This is a genomic window from Salegentibacter echinorum (assembly GCF_900129445.1).
Lineage (GTDB): Bacteria > Bacteroidota > Bacteroidia > Flavobacteriales > Flavobacteriaceae > Salegentibacter > Salegentibacter echinorum.
The window spans coordinates 88,228-105,771 of the sequence record NZ_FQVT01000008.1; the positions used below are offsets into that span (position 1 = coordinate 88,228).

The window sequence follows — 17,544 nt, forward strand, 5'->3', positions numbered from 1 at the left end:
TGTATAGTGCAAAATAGATTAAAATTACTCGTTGCAACAAACCCCAGGCCCAAAAAACTTTGAGGTTTTTGCTTTCGTCACAAACATCCGAATATTAAAGATAGACAGACGATTATGATAGGCTAAATATAGACCTGTTAGAATTCTATTAAAGTTCAAAAACTTAAAAACCTCGACAGGCTCAGTTTGAGATTTAGAAGATTTTTTTAAACAATAAAAAGAAAATAATTGCTCCTATCACAAAAATGAAGAATATGATTTTGGCGATTCCCGCAGCCACGTCAGATATTCCACCGAAACCTAAAATTCCAGCTACAATCGCGATCACAATACAGATAAAGAACCATTTTAACATAATTCAGGATTTTTAATTAATGTTTTATACATTTAAAGATAGCATTATTAAACCCTGATTGTCACGATATTAATTATAATTTAACGTAAACTCTTAAAGAATATAGAACTTTTTGTTAGGTGATTATAGGAGTTTGAGGACAGGTTCTTAATTCTGAAGAAGTGAGGCTCAGTACAGTATTTGGTATGAGAGTAGTAGCTACGCTAAAGATATAAATGTCTTTTCCTCATAATTTAAATGCTACTGACTCAGCATTTCTCAAAATAATCCCGATGTACCACCGGGTGCGTTAACGCAATAAATCTGGCAACTTCCTCTTTCGTGAAAACGTGTGGATATGTCATTAAACAAAGTTCTAAAAATGGTTTACCCGGAGTCAAGGGTGGGTGTGCATACTCTTCTTTAGCTAACTCAAAGCCTAAACGTTCGTAAAAACCAATACGTCTTCTTGCAAGATCATCTTTCGGTTTTTCTACCTCCAATACTACCGGGATCCTGCTTTCTGCAATAAATTCAGAAATAATTCTCTTACCAATTCCGGTATTTCGGCATTTTGAATGAATAGCAAAATATTCAATATACCGGTAATTATCGATAGCCCACCAAAAAAGAATACCAATGCATTGTCCCTCCTCTATAATAACGTCAAAATTAAGTAACTCGTTCTCTAACAGTGCAATTTGTGATTCGTTGTTGCGTCGCTCTTCTACAGGGAAAGAAGCTTCATAAATTTTAAGTGCCTCACTAAGGAATGGACTTTTTTTATCACCTATTTGTACTCTATGCATATTTGGCAAATTTTAATCGCGAGGCGAAAACCACAAGTTTAACTCCCCCCGGGACTGACTCAAAATAAAAGAACTTCATCTGGAGGTATGCCTCTTAGCCTTGGGTCGAGGTTGTTAATTTGACTCAAAGAAAAGTACAAAAATAGACTTTAAAAATAAATTAATAAAGCAAAAGCTATTTCTTAATAAGTGTAAGGACACCACCATCCCTTTCTACAACGAGTTTTGTATTTGTAAGCGATTGAATTTTCCAAACATTAGTTTTGCCGTTTTGGGTGACCTCAATTTGATCGTCTGTAACGAGGTTATAGGTGCCGTTTAAACTATCACCCGCTATGCAGTTTCCATTACTATGATTTTTAGCATACGGTTTTATTTGTAATGATGCATCTTTTGTAAATTGAAAAAAGGTTTTTTTAGTACAGTTTGATAAGGACGTGCGTCCTTTTATACTTTTATAAAACCACTTGCCAATGATTGCCTCTGTGGTATTCAAATCTACTTGAGAGGATGCAGTATTAGCGCTGGTTGAATTTCCATTGGAACTTACCAGTTCTCCAGTCACTACATAAGGTTTTTCGGGAAATCCATATACGCTAATTTCTTCAGTGGTTACCTGCTCAATTGGAATTGCACCTAATCTTTGATCATTTTGATAAAAAGAAAGAAAGTAGGTAGCGTCAATCTTTTCTAGCTTTGTTGTTTTCCCAGACCCCTCTTCCACACGATCGAAATTAACAGTAAGTGGGTGATTTTTATAACTTATTGTAAAATTCAGATTCTCAATTTCAGCTTTAGTAAGAGAAGTTTTTGTAGGTTTTAATCGTACAAAATCAATAGGACGCTTTGCGCGATCTGGTTTTAAACGCAAACGTTGCGCATTCACAAACTCATACGTTCCATTTATTGGAATTGAAGCATCGCTCACAGTAATACGATTATCACTAACCTCATAGGAAGTTGCCGAGTGGCGTTTATCGAATTCATAAAATATTAAACTGTCTTTCGTAAATTCTATCATCCTGGAGCGCTTGGTATCCATCTTGGCTATATTCCATTTCCCTTCAAGACTTTGTGCAAAAGAAGCCATGCTACTTAAAAGAAAAACACCCAGGAACAAAAAAACCAATCGGGTTGTAAATTTAACTTGAAATATCTTCATTTTTAGGTGTTTTTAGAATTTATATTTTACTAGCCTAGAGAGGTCTAAAGCAATTCTTAATCTGATTTCACTACTTCAACATTAGGTTTTTGATCTGGTTACAAAGTGTCTAATACCAGGGGAATATCCAGTAATTTGCTTATTAAAACAAGGCGTTAGCACGTTGATTAGACATAAAAATAACGGGAAGGAAGCATAGCGACAAGCGCAAATTTTTATGTGATAGGTCTCAAAGAGGGAAACCACTTTATGAATGAGTGAGGATAGATTTTGTTCACAACAACTATTGTTTTACTTCCCAGAAATTGTTCCTGATCCGATATTACTATTATTATCTTTAAATCGCGCAAGCGCTCGAGCTCTCCCATTGCACATACTCTGGTAGTTAAGTGTCCAACAGAGAAAAAGAGGTGATATTCCAGGCTTTCCAAAATTGAGGTAAAACCAATGAATTTCTGAACCATTCAAAGGGAAAGGCTTGAGTTGCTGTTGTAGTTTTGTTTTTATTTTAACTTAAAGCGGTTAGCGTATAGTTTTAAAAATCGAAAGTATAAGTAACAATGATTTTGAACGATTATAATTTAAGATTAAAGAAGTGACCTCTACTATGGCTTTTAAAAAATAATATAACCCTACTCATAATATTAATCTAAAAGCAACCAAAAAAGGCGTAGCTGCCACTTACTTTAATTTGGCACAAAATTAAATGTTATGCTAAAACAAATGTTCTTCGTTTAGTGAACGTGGCGATTTTTAAAGTAAGCGTTAGATCTTCAGTTTAAGAGTAACAGCAGTACCTTTATTTCTAGCAGAATTAATCGTAACGGCTTCCTCGATATCGTAACCCAGAAAAGCTAAGCGCTCTTTCACCAGGGCAACTCCTTTTGAATTGTGAAGTTTATTGGTTGAGTTTTTAGAAAATCCAATTCCGTTATCTTCTATTTTACACTGTAAAATTCCTTCGGAAAACAACTTAAAAGAAACTTTTAATGTCGGATTGGGTAAATCCATTGGAAAAGCGTGAACAAAAACATTTTCAACAAAGGTTTGCAATAACATACTGGGAATTTCTATCTCGTATGGATCAATTAAAGGATCGGTTTCAAAGATTACCTCTACCCTATCATCAAACCGCGTGTTTTCAACTTTAATATAAGACTGCAGATGTTCAATTTCCTCAATTAATAAAATAGTAGGTTTGGTACAATGGTCGAGGTTTAACCTGATTAACTTTGAGAAATCTCCCAAAAATATTGTAGCCTTATCTATATCATTGTCCATAATATAGTATTGAATAGAGTTCATGGCATTAAAAATAAAATGCGGATTCATTTGTGCCAGTAAGGCCTCCATCTTAGTTTCTTCAAAACGCTTTTGAATCACTCCTTTTTGTGCTTCAAATTTCTTAGCCTGTCTAATTTGAATTTTATAGAAGCTATACCCTATTGCAATCATTATACTCAAAAGGAGTAAAATAAACCACCAGGTCTTCCAAAATGGCGGAAGTACCGTCAAACTTAGCAATGGCTGGATATGACTTAAACCTGTACTTTTATCCATTACTTTTACATCCAGCTCATGTTTTTTTGTTGGCAAAGAAGCCAGGAATATTTCAGGTTTAGAAGATGAAAGACTCCAGGGTTCATCCTTATTTAATCGATATTGGTATTTTAATTTGTTGGGGTAGGGATGCGCATTAGTACTAAATTTAAGCAAGACTGTATTTTCATCGTGCTTCAATTTTAGCTTATTTTTTTCAAGAGACGACTCTAATGAAGCTTTATTATTATTAATAAAAAGTTCTTTCAGCTTTATTTCTTCTATTAAAGCTTTTTCGTCCCATATTTCATCGAGTAATATAGTGTAATAGCCGTTATGACTTCCCACCGATAATGCATTTCCACTTACTTTGGCACTCAGTAAAGGTTGCTCCAGGCCCTGTTCCTTATCCAGAAAAATAGACCTGCCATTCTTATATAGTGTTAATCCTTTTTCTGTCCCAATAATTAAACTCCCCTGGTAATTCTCTAAAAAAGAAATGGAGTTCCCCTGAATAGCTGCCCGGGGTATTTTTTCTTTAATTTTAAATGATTTATCATCATTAACGATAAATACATCCCCAAACTCGTTTGAAATAGCAAGATCATTTCCAAGGCCGGTGATTTGCTTTAATTTCTTTTCGTTCCATATTCCGTTTTCCAAATAGGAATTAAAACGATTGTTCTCCCACACATACAGTCCGGAGAAAACAGATAAAAAATAGGTTTTACCCCCTTTCTGCCAACTATTCACAATCATAGTGGGCGTTTGAGGATCTTCCTTTTTAAAATGCTTGTATTTAAAGAGGTTTAAATCACTATACACCCTAAGGCCTCCGTAGGGATTGGTTTCTATAAGATTCCCTTCAGCTGTAAAATTGATCTCTTCAGAATGTATAGGCAAATAATGCGCTAACTCTCCAGATTCCCGGATCGCAAACACTCCAATATTGGTATTTATCCAATAGGTATCCTGAAAAGCTTTTATATCATAAAAAGTGATATTTTCAGCTTTTGTAGTATAATCCAGTTCGTAGAAATCGTCTTTATATTTTGGCAAGGGCAGCACAGTATTCAATACGTATTTTTCCTGCCATCTTTTAAGCTGAAATAAAGTAATTATTTGCTCATTTTCATCTTTTTTTAAAGTAATCCCCTCATCCAGCAATACTGCGGAAGTATTTTTTGTACTCGCAAATCCAAGAATATTATTCCCCGAAATCTCATGAATTTTAATTTTGGGGTTTAAAGCGATTTCAAATAATCCCGCGTCCCTGGTTCCTGCATATAATTTTTCGAATTTTGAATCATAAGCCAGGGATATGACTTCTTTACTGCCAACATTAAAATCGCTAGCCCTTGATACTAAGCGCCCATTAATTACTTCATAAAGTCCGCCATTTGCATCGTAAATTCCCCAGGCGGCAGCAAAAATTTTATGATCGCCTGTTTTTACATAATCCCAGATAATGGAAGCTCCGTGTTTTCTCAATGGAATAGAATCCTTATCACTCAAATAATCACTAAGCGAACTTTTGGTAAAGAACCCCTTATTGCTGCTGTAAATACTATCATTATTCTTTAAAACTGAATAAATAAATTTATGATCGTTTACCTTTATCAAAGTAGCTTTTTCATCCTCGTTTAAGATCCTGAAGATTCCTGTTCTATACGTAACAACATAAACTTGGCTCTGGTATTCGAAAAAATCCTGAACCCTAAAAAGTTCTTCCGTAGCAGGCATTTTTAAAGATTTTACCTGAAAGGTATTAACATCAATTAGGGATACACCATCACTCGTTCCCACATACATATAGCTTCCGCAAGAAAACAGTTTGGTGATTTGATTATGAACCAACCCATCTTTAACTGAAATAATTTCGAATTCATACCCGTCATAAATGCTGAGTCCTTCCCCGTAGCTTCCAAACCACAACTTATTATTATTGTCTTCTGCAATAGCCCAACAAGAGTTTTGAGCCAGTCCATCTTCTTCAAAGAAATATTGAAATTCGTCATTTTGTTTTTTAACTACGCCATTTTCAGTTCCAATCCATAGACTATTATTGCTATCCACCAATAAGGATCTCACCGAATTATTTGGTAAATCTGTAGCTGAAGTAAAATTGCTAGTGGGATAATTTTGAGAAAAAGCAAAATTAAACCAAAAGATTATTAAAAGAAGTAATTTAGTGGTCTTGCAGAATGGCATTAATAAACTCTTCTTCTTTTCGAAAGGAAACAGGAAGCTTCTCTCCGTTGGTTAATTCAATTTCCTTGTCTGCCTTATTATACCTTACCACATAATTTAAGTTGATGACGTAGCTCTTATGAATTCTATTAAAAGAATTGACCGGAAGTAATTCTTCCACAAATTTTAAAGTCTTTGAAGCTAATTTTGCGGTGCTGTCTATCTTTTTTATACGGCAGTAATTACTTTCGGCCTTGCAATACAATATTTGATTGGTATGTATAAGTTCAAATCCCTCCAGGGTTGGAAAAGCAATTTTACTTACATTTTGATCGTTTACATTCAGGTTTTCAAGTAATAAAGACAATTTTCTTTGAGCAGAATTACCTTCGTCTTTCTTTTCATACTTCCTTATGGCTTCAGCCAGCTCTAAATGATTTATTGGTTTAAGTAGATAATCCAGAGCGCTACGTTTAATTGCCTTTATGCCAAATTTATCATAGGCAGTGGTAAAAATGACTTCAAACTTTATAACTTTAAAATACTTAAAGAGTTCAAAACCATTCTTTTCGGGCATTTGAATATCTAAAAAAACCAGGTCGGGTTCATGTTTTTTTATTGCCAGCACACCTGCATCTACTCCATTACATTTTGCAACAATATTCACTCTATTTGGCAAATACCTATCCAGGGTTTTCTCCAATAAGCTTTGCGCATTTATTTCGTCATCAATAATTACTGCCTTTATCATAGCCCAAAATTACAATTATTTTATGATTTTCTTAACTTTTGTTCGAGAACTCATAGAGAAACAAAAATGAAGATAAGCCTCAATAAAACTCTCTGGATTATTATACTTCTTTGAGAAGAAAACAATCCCGGAATATTCGATGGAAACCGCAAATTCTAATAATTATTGGAACTCAAAAAGCGATTCCGAGGAAGAAATCATCTTACGGGTTTTCCGTAAAACAGATTTTTTATATCGATGCCTGAGCTTACTCGTGAGCTTTGTTAGAAAAGGGTTAAATCTGAATGAAATGTGGTTATCTAAGATTATTCGTTCTTAGCATAAAAAAGATTTGCCGAAGCTGTATTGTCCTAATTTTAAAATAGATTTTATCTTTATTGCATTGCCCAAACAAGAAACAAAAAAGTCTAGGCTTATCCCGCGACTTCGCTCGGGACAAGCTAGACTTTATCTAAATTTATCGTTCAATCCCTAAATTTTCGATAGGCCGAAGAAACCGTAACTAAAAATCATCCCAATCATTATAAAAAGCTATCGGAACCCGATCATAATAGTTTCTTATAAAATATCTCCAAAAGTGTTTAGGACGCTATTGATCTTAAATTATCAAATCTTCAGGTTATTTTACAACCAACAAAGGCATTTCCCTATGTCTAATTAATAAGGCATTGGTAACGCTCCCAACAAATAGTGAAGTTATATTGTTACCTCCACGCACAGAAACCAAAATAATATCGAAATTTCCTTTTAACGCATGATTTTCAATGGCTTCCACAACAGAGAGTTCTTCCCTATCGGTATAACGAAATTTCAAATCCTGGCCTAATTCATACTTTTTACGAAACTGTTTAACCTTTGTCTGCAAGTGTCTTTCCGTTTTATCTACTGCTTTCTCACTATTAATATAGGGAAAAAAGTAGGAAGGGATATTGTACACGTGAAGCGCACCAATTTCTGCCTGTGTTTGCTCGGCTAAACTTTTAGCTATTTTAAAAGACTTTGCAGAACCAGAGCTAAAATCTGTAGGTACCAGGATCTTTTTAATTTGGTGTTTTGTTGTTTCGGGCACCAATAAAAGATGAGCATCAATCATGCGCACCAGTTTTTGACTAAGAGCACCAGTCCCTTGCAGTTCATCTTTATTTCCCGTTATAAGCAAGTCTATTTGATACTCGCGGGTAAGATGGGTAAGAATGCTTTCGGTATAATCATCAGCAGTAATTATTAATGTATGATCTACACTACCGGTATAGTATTTCTCAATATTTCGTTGCAATGCTTTATCTACAATATCTTCTACGGTAATGTCTTCTCGTAAAAAATCATCATATAGATCATATATCTTATACTGTTTAATGTTATGTGTTATATAAAGGTGCTTTACTTTCCACACTTTGCATAAGAAGCTAACGTAATTTAACAAAATTTCATCCATTTTGGTTAAATCCAGAGCTAGCATTAAAGTTAATTCGCCGTTAGGGTCTATCTTTTTTTTCATTTCAGCTTACTTGTCGTTAATAGGAGATGTGTCCTGATCTTGTGAATTATCTTCTATTTTTTTTAATTTTTTCTCTTCTCGATCTTTATTTACTAACTGAATAATATTCTTTCTATAGGTCTCTTTTTCCACGAGTTTCTCTTTGCGTTTATTTTTATTGTAATCTTCTTTTACTCCTGTATATAAAGAATAACACATCATGAGCAACAAAATTGCAAAGGGAAGACCAGAAATAGTAACTACTGTTTGTAAAGCATTTAAACCCCCGCCGTACATAAGCACCGCTGCGATAACTCCAGTTGCACCTGCCCAAATAACACGCTGAAAAGCCGGGGTTTTCAACTTTCCGCCAGAGGTAATACTATCTACCACCAAGGCTCCAGAGTCTGCAGAAGTAATAATGAAACTACAAATTAGCACGAGCCCCAAACATTTTAATACAATCGCTAATGGAAATTTATCAAAAAACACATATAAGGCTGTGGAAATATTATCATTTACCGCAGCAATCATAGCGGTATCGCCACCAAGTATATCTCTCATGGTAATGCCGCCAAAGGCACTAAACCATAAAAAAGTAACTAGAGCAGGCAGAATGAGCACGCACAAGATAAACTCCTTTATGGTTCTACCCTTAGAAATTCGAGCGATAAATGTACCTACAAATGGAGACCAGGAGATCCACCATCCCCAATACATAATGGTACGAATTTTTTGCCAGTCGGTACCCTGTAAGGCTTCCGTCCAGGTAGCCATTTCTACAAAATTAACGAGATAACTCCCTAAGTTTTGGATATATGATTTAAAAACAAACGTAGTTGGGCCAAGCAAAAGTACCAAGATGAAAATTAATGAGGCCACCCGTACATTTAACTGACTTAAAATTTTCACTCCTTTGTCCACCCCGCTAAAGGCTGAAAGAGTTGCGGCAAGTGTAACCACAGTAATTATAATAATTTGATAGAATAAAGAACTGGGCAGCCCAAAAACGTGAGTCAATCCTGAGTTTATTTGACCTACACCAAAACCTATAGTGGTAGCCAATCCAAACAAAGTAGTAATCACGGCCATGATATCTATAACATCACCCAACCAGCCGTAGATCCTATTTCCAAAAACGGGATAAAACACAGAACGCAAGGTGAGTGGCATTTTTCTATTAAAGGTAAAATAGGCTAAAGACAATCCTACCAAACAGTAGATAGCCCAGCCGTGAATCCCGTGGTGCAAAAAAGAAAAATTGATTGCCTCCTGAGCAATTAACACCGGGGATTCTCCAGCTAACCTGGGCGGATTTAAAAAGTCTCGTACAGGATCTGCAATACTAAACAAAACTAATCCATTCCCTATCCCTGCACTAAAAAGCATCGCAAACCAGGACCAGCCACTAAATTCTGGTCTCGCCTGGCTCCCACCAATCCTTAGTGAACCAAACCTGCTAAAAGCCAGGTAAAAACAAAAAATAATAAAAAAGTTAGCGACTAAAGTGTAAATCCACCCACCGTGGGCCGAGACAAAAGTTTGCGCCTGCCCAAAATAAAGATCGGCTTCTTCTTTAAAAATTAATGTAAATAAAACGCTAAAAATAATTACGGCGATAGTGGAAAGAAACACAGTCTTATTAACTACTAAGCCTAAAAATTTCGAAACATTTTCTTTTCTGGAGACTTTAATCGACATATATAATTTGTTTAAAAATAAAGTTCACTAAGAATGCAAATCTTATTCAATTTAGATCCCACAAATCATATTAATTTCCGGCTTAAAATTGCACAGAAAAAATTAAATAAAAAAACTTATAAAAATGTGGGCTATTGAAAATCTAAAGTTTTTAACCTTATAGATTTTCTAAAAAATATAATTGATAAGGCGGAAGTATAGGTATATAAAAAATAACTAACAAATTATCCCTACTATATTTTAAACCTCCTTCTTGAAGTAGAGAAGGGTTAAAATCTATGTTTCATCTAAAACTATAAATATCTGGATTACAGTTCTCTTGCGCTATGAAAGGTTGGAGTTTAAAAATAGAAATCGAAATAAATTGGGGACGAGACAGTATGTACAAAGGCGATATGAGTCATTAACTTAACTATTATGGGCACCCCATAAATTTTAAGTATATTTAATTCTAATCAAAATACGCTTTTTGCATAGTGTATAAAATTAATCCTCGATAATGAAAGCATCTGATGTATTTATAAAAGCGCTGGAAAATGAAGGTGTAGAATATATTTTTGGCGTACCGGGAGAAGAAAATTTAGATTTTCTGGAATCCCTTCGGAAATCAAAAAAAATAAAATTTATTGTCACACGCCACGAACAGGGCGCCGGTTTTATGGCAGCAACTTACGGGCGGCTTACCGGAAAAGCCGGAGTATGTTTATCAACTTTAGGTCCCGGTGCAACCAATTTGGTCACTCCCGCGGCCTACGGACAATTGGGCGCCATGCCCCTGGTTTTAATAACCGGCCAGAAACCGATAAAAACAAGTAAGCAGGGTAAATTTCAGATTATTGATGTGGTGGAGATGATGCGCCCGCTTACGAAATACACCCGACAAATATCGCACGGTAGAAACGTGCCTTCTATTGTGAGGGAAGCTTTTAGGTTAGCGCAGGAAGAAAGACCGGGAACAGTACATATGGAGTTCCCGGAGGATATTGCAAAGGAGGAAATAAAAGACCCGCACTTCTTTGATGTAGTGGGTTATAAAATCCCTTACGCAGGAAAAGAAACAATAGACAAAGCAGCAAAACTCATAAAGTCCGCCAAAAAACCGCTGCTACTATTAGGTGCGGGCGCCAATCGCAAACGCGCCAGTATTGCACTAACAAAATTCGTTGATGAGCTGGGGATTCCGTTTTTTAATACTCAAATGGGAAAAGGAATTATAGATGAACGGCATCCGTTATACCTGGGTACCGCCGCACTCTCCGATTTCGATTTTTTGCACGAAGCAATAAATAAATCAGATTTAATTATAAACGTGGGGCATGATACCATAGAAAAACCACCGTTTTTTATGCATCCTGAGGACGATAGAAAGGTAATTCACCTCAATTTTTTCCCTGCGGAAGTAGATGAAGTCTATTTTCCACAACTTAACGTAATTGGCGATATTGCCAATAGTGTTACGCAGTTGACATCTGCTTTAAAGCCAAATGCAAAACAATGGAACACCGATTTATTCCTAGAAATAAAAGAAAATGTGGCCTCGCATTTGGCAAAATACCAACAGGACGATCGTTTCCCAATCCTACCGCAACGCTGCCTTAGGATAATAAGAGACAGCATTCCGGAAGATGGGATGATTACCCTGGACAATGGAATTTACAAAGTATGGTTTGCCAGAAATTACCCGGCTTATTTGCAAAATAGTGTGTTATTGGACAATGCGCTGGCGACGATGGGAGCCGGTTTGCCTTCTGCCATAATGATGAAGGAATTGTATCCAGACCGAAAAGTAATTTCCATTAACGGCGATGGCGGATTTATGATGAATTCGCAAGAACTGGAAACCGCTATTCGAATGGAGCTCGATCTGGTGGTCATCATTTTAAATGATAATGCCTACGGAATGATAAAATGGAAGCAGGAAGGGGATGGTTTTGAAAATTATGGTATGGACTACGACAATCCTGATTTTTTAAAATATGCAGAAAGTTTTGGGGCCACGGGATATCAGCCAGGTTCCGTTGAAGATTTTGAAGATAACTTAAAAACAGCCCTAAACGCAAAAGGAGTGCAAGTGATTGATTTACCGGTTGATTATTCGTTAAATCATAAAATATTGAATGTGATTTTAAAGGAATATTCCAACACCCGAAAAAAGGAATGATGATGGGAAATATCATCTATTCTGTAGCAATTTAAATATTTGAAATAAACGCATAAAAAACCCACTTTAGTGAGGCTTTTCTTTGTGGGACGAGACTCCCTTCGGCTGCGCTCAGGACATTATATCCTGCCGACTAAAATATTCCCCTTCAATAGCAGAAGTCTTAATCGCCTCATCGATCATAAATTGTATAACTGCATCTTGTTTTAAAATCGGGTGGCAAAGTATCTATAATACCTTTTACCTCCCAGGTTTCAGAGGCAAATTCGACTACTATATCCTCTATAGCATTCGATTTATAGTCGAAAGCCGGCCAATTTTTTAGTTGCCAATTATACATAATGAGCTAAAAAAGTTATTTATTCAACTCAAATATACGTCTTTTTTGAGCTGAATAAGGTAAATATTCGGCTCAATAATTTTAATTGGACTAATTTTATAAAGACGACATATCTGGTCGCCTCCTTCTTGTACTATTGCAATTCAAACGAAGATAAATGAGAATCATAGAAACAACAATTACTGAAAAGTAATTTCTGAATATACAGCGAGAAATCACTTGACTGAATCGAAAATTAAAAACCACATAAACGGTTTAAAGAATTATATTTATCTCCAGCTGAAAAAAATCAAGCCCAGGAGACTAAAAAAAATTAAGTAGTGTTTTACGGAAAACCGTAATGAAATGCCACTTAAGCCTGGTAGCTTAGCAAAAACAAAATTCACTTGCTCCTTTTAATGGAGCTCAATTTTCAATTAATGGAAAATTCCCGCGAATTAAAAACTCTGACTTACAAAGTATTTAAGGAGGTTCATAACCTTAATTCATCAAAAGAAATAAAATTTGAAGAAGTTAAATCTAAAATAGAAATAATTTCAGCAAATATATGTAAAGCGGAATCAAAAGCTCAGGATGGTCTAACCGATATTAAATTGCAAGAAAACATTATGAGGAATCTTATTTTCGATTATTGCGTGGCAAAAAATTATGTGGTAGATGAGTTTCCTTTTAAGCAACTTAAAAAATCAGCAAATCAAAAACCCGGTTATGATAAAGATTACTTCCCCCTTAAACATACCGAGTATTATCTTGACAAATTAACGCTGGAAAAAAAGGATGTTTTTGAATTGCGGAAAATTGCTTTGCAAAAACTTTATCCCAACTGTAGCCCGGAAAAAATTTATGATCACGCAAGAGTTTGTATTCAACTGGCTGATAAAGAAAAATTCAATTTCGATTTGATCCAGCCTGAGACTGAAGGGGAAACATTATATATGGACACAAAGCGCCCCAGGTTGTCATAGATTTCTCTTAATTTATATTAACTCACCTATCAATTTAAAACATATAAATCTAATGGTTTTAATAAAGGCGTCATATTTTGTCGCCTACCTGCCGTATTATTGTAATTCAATCAAAGGGAAATGAGAAAACTAGAAATAACACTTACCGAAGAGCAATACCAGCATATTCAACAAGAGATCAAGTACGGCGGAAGAACAATGCTGGAAGAAGAAACTTTAGGTGGTTTTGAAATCACGCTTCACGTGGGCGTACCTAATATTTATACTTACCTGGAAATGAATTATACCAACTTAATTTTGAAATGTCGCACAGAAAACGAAGTTGCTTTTTTGTTCTATGACGCTGCGATTGATTTGCATAGCCATAGCTATGGAAATTATGAGCAAGAAAATAGAGCGGAAAATGAACGAGTTTGAATGCGTTATTACATGATTAAATTGGTATTAAATCAATAGGATAGATTTAGGTGAAGTAGAATGGAGTTTCAATAAAAACTAAACCTCGCTAAGCATAAAAAAAATGGATTTATACAGAGAGAAAATTATTCTTACTTACAAGCATCTACTTAAGGTGCATGAAGAACTACTCACCAGAATCATCAATGTAGGAATGACCGGCGAATATGCTGAAATAAATACTGTTTTTGAACCAGGCGACACCTATAAATTTGATCTGGATCAATTTCGCGGCACCGAAGATACTAATCTCAAAATATTAATTGGCTTCTTTGATGAACTTGAAAACATGATGAATTCTTTGGTCAATATCAATGCGATAACCGAAAATGATCTTGAAGACGAGTCTTTCTAAAATCAAATAAAAGTGAGTAGATCTAAACGCAAAACACCAATTCTTCCTAACTGCAAGGCTGCTTCAGAAAAAGCTGAAAAGCAGAAAGCCAATCGCAAATTAAGAAGGATTGTAAGGGAAAAATTAGCAGTTTCAGATGAAGAACTTCCACAGAAAAAGGAAATTTCGGATAGCTGGAATTGGGGAAAAGATGGCAAATCTTACCGAACTGATTTAAGTAAAAAAGAAAAAACCAAGTAATATGAAAATACTTTACCTGCACGGCCTCAACAGCAAATTAAGTGATGAAAAGCGAGAAATCCTGGAAGACTACGGACAGGTTTTCGCGCCTGATATTGATTATTCGGCAAAACATTTCCAACCGGAAACGATTTTAAAACAGTACTCAACTATAGAAATTGATGTTGTAATGGGGAGCAGTATGGGCGCGCTTAACGCCTATGCGGTTTCAGAAATTATAGGCAGACCGGCATTATTGTTTAATCCGCCACTGGTTAAGCACCAAAGCCTAAACCTCGATAATCAATTTACCGGCAACTATTCCTATAAAAAGATTTTACTGGGCGGAAGTGACGAGGTGGTGAATGCAGCCGAAACCCTAAACTTTTTAGGCAAAAATCTGCAAAAATCAGAATTGAACATCAAAGTGCTACCGCAATTAGGTCATCGAATTCCTATAGATGTTTTTACAGATCAGGTAGAGAAATTCTTTAGGGATATTTGTGCTTAAATCTATTACACTAGTCCGTCAGTTCGAGTAAAATCCTGAAAGGATTTTGTATCGAGAACAGCGAATGAAGTTCAAAAACTTGTTCTCGATAAAATTTTTCAAAGAAAAATCACTCGAACTGACGTTTTTGAACTCAAATTAATTTCCATCGCATTAAACCACAAAAGTAAAAACCATGTCTGTTCGTCAAACCATAAAACGCCATTACAAAATCATCTCCCTGCTTAGGTTACGACCTATGACTTATGAAGAAGTTCAGGATATGATGGCCGATGATCCCGATGCCGTAGAAGAAGATTTATTCAGTTCTCAACGTACGTTTCAAAGAGATATAAAAGACATTGAAACTATTCACAAAATAGAAATTAAGTGTAACCGTAGCACTAAAAAATATGCTATTATCGAGGATGTTGAAGAAACCCACACGCAAAGATTGCGGGAAAATTTTGATCTCTTAAATGCCATTAGGCTTTCAAAAAGTTTTGGTAATCAACTGATTTTCGAGGAAAGGAAACCCCTGGGCACTCAACATTTAGCCGGTTTATTACACGCCAGTCAGAATTATTTAGCAGTGGAATTTGAATATTATAAATTTTGGGATACATCGGTGAGCAAACGCAAGGTAAAACCCATCGCACTTAAAGAAGCTCAAAACCGCTGGTACCTTATCGCTGAAGACACTAAAGATGGTATAATCAAAAACTTTTCCTTAGATAGAATTATGGAATTGGAAATTACTAAAGACAGGTTTGCACCAATTGAATACGAGGCCTATGAGGAGTTTAAAGATTGTTTCGGGATTATAAATGGAACCGACGAAGAAGCCGTGGAAGTTGTTCTCTCCTTTACGCCCCGGGAAGGCAGGTATGTAGAATCGCTCCCATTACATCATAGTCAGGAGTTAATTTTAAAGAATAAAAATGAAATTCAGTTTAAATATTTTATTCGCCCTACCTACGATTTTAAGATGGAAATCCTCTCTTATGGAGATCAGGTAAAAGTAATAGAACCAAAAAGTTTAAGAACTCAAATTAAGGAAGAGTTAGAACGTAGTTTGGCCAATTACAACTAAGTAGCTGTCTCAAAAGCAAGATTTAACGTCATTACGTCCCGATAGCCATCGGGAGAAGTGAAGCAATCTGCTTATTGATTACCAACAAGTTGAGATTGCTTCGTTCCTATCATTGACTGAATTTGTAATATTCTAATTATGAGCCACTTAAAATTATAATAATTTTTAAATTTTAAATAAAAAATGAACAAAAAACGCAACCACCCCTTCTTCAGCAAAGCTGAATTCATCCCCTCCTTGCCAAGTAGGGGAGCGCTTATCAGGTTAGTTAGGCGAATTGAAAGTGCTCCTTCCCTTTTGAAGGGAAGGAGGCTTCTTCTGCGACAGCGGAAGGAGTCGGAAGGGTTGATATGGGATAGAATTTAGGTAAATTTAATTAGTTAAAAATCAGTTTTCCAAGCTTAAAAATTATCAAACTTTAAATATTTGTGGCAACTTTTTTTAAACTTCCAATCTGAATCCATTATGTCAATATCGCCGTTTTCCAAGTTTTTTTTGAATGAGGTCTCGCAATGACAAATCAAATTATCTTTTACAAAGTCACTTAAAACTTTCCAAAAATTAATAACTCCTAGAACTCTTTAAATATGAAACCCAGGCATTTTTTTATATCACTTCTACTCCTCTTCCTTTTCAACAATCCAATTTACGCACAGGTCATAAGAGAAAAAAATAAATATGGCGAAGAAATCTATTTTGTAGAAGGAAATGTTTTAAAACAGAAGAACAAGCATGGCGATGCGCTTTTCTACCGGGATAACAACAAAATCAAACTCAAAGATAAATACGGAGAGAGCCTGTATTACCTGGATGGCAGCACAGTAAAGCTTAAAAACAAATATGGCAATCGCTTATACGAATTCGATGGATATCACATTCGATACAGGGATAAATACGGACCTAAAATCTGGGTTTTAGATGGTAAAGTTTTAAAACGAAAAGATAAATATGGCGAACCGGTTTATTATTTTGAAGGTATTCCAGATAGATGGGTGTTGGTGGCTTTGTTGGATCTAACTTAGTAAAAAGAGTTTTCTCCATTTTTCAAAAATACAAGCTGACATATTCTATAAAACAACGACATAGGCTGTCTTCTTCAGCTTTTATTTTAGCCGGACAAAACAAACAATAAAATGAAATATTTACCTCAGGAACAAATGTGTACAAAGTGTGAGCAAATTCAGTATAATAATCTGGAACTTTCTAAACAGATCAATATTTTTAACCGATTCTCTGGAAATATAATTCCTGAAAAAGTTTACTTAAGCTACTTTTCAAATTTACCAAACTCCATAGATTTTGTTTCCATAGATATAAAGTATGCGCCCCACCAACTACATCTTTTAATTTAGCGTAATTTTATTATCTATTTTTTTATAATAAAATCATGTTCAGTCTAGCTGTAATTTTTTATAATTCTGAGGATAGAGATTCCGGATATTTTTATGGTTGATGGACATAATATTCTCCAGGGTATATTTAAGCCATTCATATGGATTCAC

18 protein-coding genes are annotated in these 17,544 nt (G+C 35.3%); 9 read left to right on the forward strand and 9 right to left on the reverse strand.

Annotated features, from left to right (window positions below; genetic code table 11):
• Positions 1 to 193 precede the first annotated feature (193 nt).
• The 7 genes from BUA71_RS12360 to BUA71_RS12390 all read right to left on the reverse strand — a co-directional run bounded on the left by BUA71_RS12360 (position 194) and on the right by BUA71_RS12390 (position 9,963).
• Positions 194 to 355 (reverse strand): DUF1328 domain-containing protein, encoded by a 162-nt coding sequence (locus BUA71_RS12360; protein ID WP_072880218.1) that lies wholly within the window; start codon positions 353 to 355, stop codon positions 194 to 196.
• A gap of 248 nt (positions 356 to 603) precedes the next feature.
• On the reverse strand, positions 604 to 1,143 hold the full coding sequence (locus BUA71_RS12365; protein ID WP_072880220.1) for a GNAT family N-acetyltransferase: 540 nt from the start codon (positions 1,141 to 1,143) through the stop codon (positions 604 to 606).
• Positions 1,144 to 1,318: 175 nt separating this feature from the next.
• The gene (locus BUA71_RS12370; RefSeq protein ID WP_072880222.1) at positions 1,319 to 2,305 is read right to left on the reverse strand and encodes a lipocalin-like domain-containing protein; all 987 of its coding nucleotides are present in this window, start codon (positions 2,303 to 2,305) and stop codon (positions 1,319 to 1,321) included.
• 765 nt (positions 2,306 to 3,070) lie between these two features.
• Complete coding sequence (locus BUA71_RS12375) at positions 3,071 to 6,055, reverse strand: sensor histidine kinase (RefSeq protein WP_072880224.1); 2,985 nt, start codon at positions 6,053 to 6,055, stop codon at positions 3,071 to 3,073.
• Positions 6,033 to 6,785 (reverse strand): LytR/AlgR family response regulator transcription factor, encoded by a 753-nt coding sequence (locus BUA71_RS12380; RefSeq protein WP_072880226.1) that lies wholly within the window; start codon positions 6,783 to 6,785, stop codon positions 6,033 to 6,035. Before BUA71_RS12380 ends, BUA71_RS12375 begins: the two co-directional genes overlap by 23 nt.
• A 619-nt stretch (positions 6,786 to 7,404) precedes the next feature.
• Entirely contained in the window at positions 7,405 to 8,283 is an 879-nt protein-coding gene (locus BUA71_RS12385) for a universal stress protein (protein WP_072880228.1), read from the reverse strand.
• A gap of 6 nt (positions 8,284 to 8,289) precedes the next feature.
• Positions 8,290 to 9,963, reverse strand: a complete 1,674-nt coding sequence (locus tag BUA71_RS12390; RefSeq protein ID WP_072880230.1) for a BCCT family transporter — start codon at positions 9,961 to 9,963, stop codon at positions 8,290 to 8,292.
• A 499-nt stretch (positions 9,964 to 10,462) separates the two neighbouring features.
• On the opposite strand from BUA71_RS12390, the gene BUA71_RS12395 reads away from it, so the two are divergent.
• Positions 10,463 to 12,124: an acetolactate synthase large subunit gene (locus tag BUA71_RS12395; protein WP_072880232.1), complete on the forward strand. Its 1,662-nt coding sequence runs from the start codon at positions 10,463 to 10,465 to the stop codon at positions 12,122 to 12,124.
• A gap of 111 nt (positions 12,125 to 12,235) precedes the next feature.
• Here the strand turns inward: BUA71_RS12395 and BUA71_RS18020 are convergent, their stop codons facing one another.
• Entirely contained in the window at positions 12,236 to 12,307 is a 72-nt protein-coding gene (locus BUA71_RS18020; protein ID WP_394333535.1) for a hypothetical protein, read from the reverse strand.
• Positions 12,297 to 12,464 (reverse strand): DUF4172 domain-containing protein, encoded by a 168-nt coding sequence (locus BUA71_RS18025; RefSeq protein WP_083572097.1) that lies wholly within the window; start codon positions 12,462 to 12,464, stop codon positions 12,297 to 12,299. Before BUA71_RS18025 ends, BUA71_RS18020 begins: the two co-directional genes overlap by 11 nt.
• Before the next feature lie 419 nt (positions 12,465 to 12,883).
• Between BUA71_RS18025 and BUA71_RS12405 the strand changes: the two genes are divergently transcribed.
• The 8 genes from BUA71_RS12405 (at position 12,884) to BUA71_RS12440 (ending at position 17,394) form a co-directional block, all read left to right on the forward strand.
• Positions 12,884 to 13,429 carry a hypothetical protein gene (locus tag BUA71_RS12405; RefSeq protein ID WP_139277100.1) on the forward strand — a complete coding sequence of 182 codons (546 nt, stop codon included), beginning with the start codon at positions 12,884 to 12,886 and terminating at the stop codon, positions 13,427 to 13,429.
• A 120-nt stretch (positions 13,430 to 13,549) separates the two neighbouring features.
• Positions 13,550 to 13,846 carry a hypothetical protein gene (locus tag BUA71_RS12410; RefSeq protein ID WP_072880237.1) on the forward strand — a complete coding sequence of 99 codons (297 nt, stop codon included), beginning with the start codon at positions 13,550 to 13,552 and terminating at the stop codon, positions 13,844 to 13,846.
• A gap of 103 nt (positions 13,847 to 13,949) precedes the next feature.
• Positions 13,950 to 14,240: a hypothetical protein gene (locus tag BUA71_RS12415; protein ID WP_072880239.1), complete on the forward strand. Its 291-nt coding sequence runs from the start codon at positions 13,950 to 13,952 to the stop codon at positions 14,238 to 14,240.
• Positions 14,241 to 14,252: 12 nt separating this feature from the next.
• On the forward strand, positions 14,253 to 14,480 hold the full coding sequence (locus tag BUA71_RS12420) for a hypothetical protein (protein ID WP_072880241.1): 228 nt from the start codon (positions 14,253 to 14,255) through the stop codon (positions 14,478 to 14,480).
• A gap of 1 nt (position 14,481) precedes the next feature.
• Positions 14,482 to 14,970 carry a YqiA/YcfP family alpha/beta fold hydrolase gene (locus BUA71_RS12425; RefSeq protein ID WP_072880243.1) on the forward strand — a complete coding sequence of 163 codons (489 nt, stop codon included), beginning with the start codon at positions 14,482 to 14,484 and terminating at the stop codon, positions 14,968 to 14,970.
• A 175-nt stretch (positions 14,971 to 15,145) separates the two neighbouring features.
• Positions 15,146 to 16,042, forward strand: coding sequence for a helix-turn-helix transcriptional regulator (locus BUA71_RS12430; protein ID WP_072880245.1), 897 nt, complete (start codon positions 15,146 to 15,148; stop codon positions 16,040 to 16,042).
• Positions 16,043 to 16,629: 587 nt separating this feature from the next.
• Positions 16,630 to 17,064, forward strand: coding sequence for a hypothetical protein (locus tag BUA71_RS12435; protein WP_072880247.1), 435 nt, complete (start codon positions 16,630 to 16,632; stop codon positions 17,062 to 17,064).
• 111 nt (positions 17,065 to 17,175) lie between these two features.
• Positions 17,176 to 17,394 (forward strand): hypothetical protein, encoded by a 219-nt coding sequence (locus BUA71_RS12440; protein ID WP_072880249.1) that lies wholly within the window; start codon positions 17,176 to 17,178, stop codon positions 17,392 to 17,394.
• Positions 17,395 to 17,544 lie beyond the last annotated feature (150 nt).

What these genes read in the sequence shown, in the direction of transcription:
- BUA71_RS12430 (WP_072880245.1), top strand. Translation starts at nt 15,146, where the DNA reads ATGTCTGTTCGTCAAACCATAAAACGCCATTACAAAATCATCTCCCTG.
- BUA71_RS12380 (WP_072880226.1), bottom strand. Translation starts at nt 6,785, where the DNA reads ATGATAAAGGCAGTAATTATTGATGACGAAATAAATGCGCAAAGCTTA.
- BUA71_RS18025 (WP_083572097.1), bottom strand. Translation starts at nt 12,464, where the DNA reads ATGTATAATTGGCAACTAAAAAATTGGCCGGCTTTCGACTATAAATCG.
- BUA71_RS12370 (WP_072880222.1), bottom strand. Translation starts at nt 2,305, where the DNA reads ATGAAGATATTTCAAGTTAAATTTACAACCCGATTGGTTTTTTTGTTC.
- BUA71_RS12425 (WP_072880243.1), top strand. Translation starts at nt 14,482, where the DNA reads ATGAAAATACTTTACCTGCACGGCCTCAACAGCAAATTAAGTGATGAA.
- BUA71_RS12435 (WP_072880247.1), top strand. Translation starts at nt 16,630, where the DNA reads ATGAAACCCAGGCATTTTTTTATATCACTTCTACTCCTCTTCCTTTTC.
- BUA71_RS12390 (WP_072880230.1), bottom strand. Translation starts at nt 9,963, where the DNA reads ATGTCGATTAAAGTCTCCAGAAAAGAAAATGTTTCGAAATTTTTAGGC.
- BUA71_RS12405 (WP_139277100.1), top strand. Translation starts at nt 12,884, where the DNA reads ATGGAAAATTCCCGCGAATTAAAAACTCTGACTTACAAAGTATTTAAG.
- BUA71_RS12440 (WP_072880249.1), top strand. Translation starts at nt 17,176, where the DNA reads ATGAAATATTTACCTCAGGAACAAATGTGTACAAAGTGTGAGCAAATT.
- BUA71_RS12375 (WP_072880224.1), bottom strand. Translation starts at nt 6,055, where the DNA reads ATGCCATTCTGCAAGACCACTAAATTACTTCTTTTAATAATCTTTTGG.
- BUA71_RS12410 (WP_072880237.1), top strand. Translation starts at nt 13,550, where the DNA reads ATGAGAAAACTAGAAATAACACTTACCGAAGAGCAATACCAGCATATT.
- BUA71_RS12415 (WP_072880239.1), top strand. Translation starts at nt 13,950, where the DNA reads ATGGATTTATACAGAGAGAAAATTATTCTTACTTACAAGCATCTACTT.
- BUA71_RS12365 (WP_072880220.1), bottom strand. Translation starts at nt 1,143, where the DNA reads ATGCATAGAGTACAAATAGGTGATAAAAAAAGTCCATTCCTTAGTGAG.
- BUA71_RS12360 (WP_072880218.1), bottom strand. Translation starts at nt 355, where the DNA reads ATGTTAAAATGGTTCTTTATCTGTATTGTGATCGCGATTGTAGCTGGA.
- BUA71_RS12395 (WP_072880232.1), top strand. Translation starts at nt 10,463, where the DNA reads ATGAAAGCATCTGATGTATTTATAAAAGCGCTGGAAAATGAAGGTGTA.
- BUA71_RS12385 (WP_072880228.1), bottom strand. Translation starts at nt 8,283, where the DNA reads ATGAAAAAAAAGATAGACCCTAACGGCGAATTAACTTTAATGCTAGCT.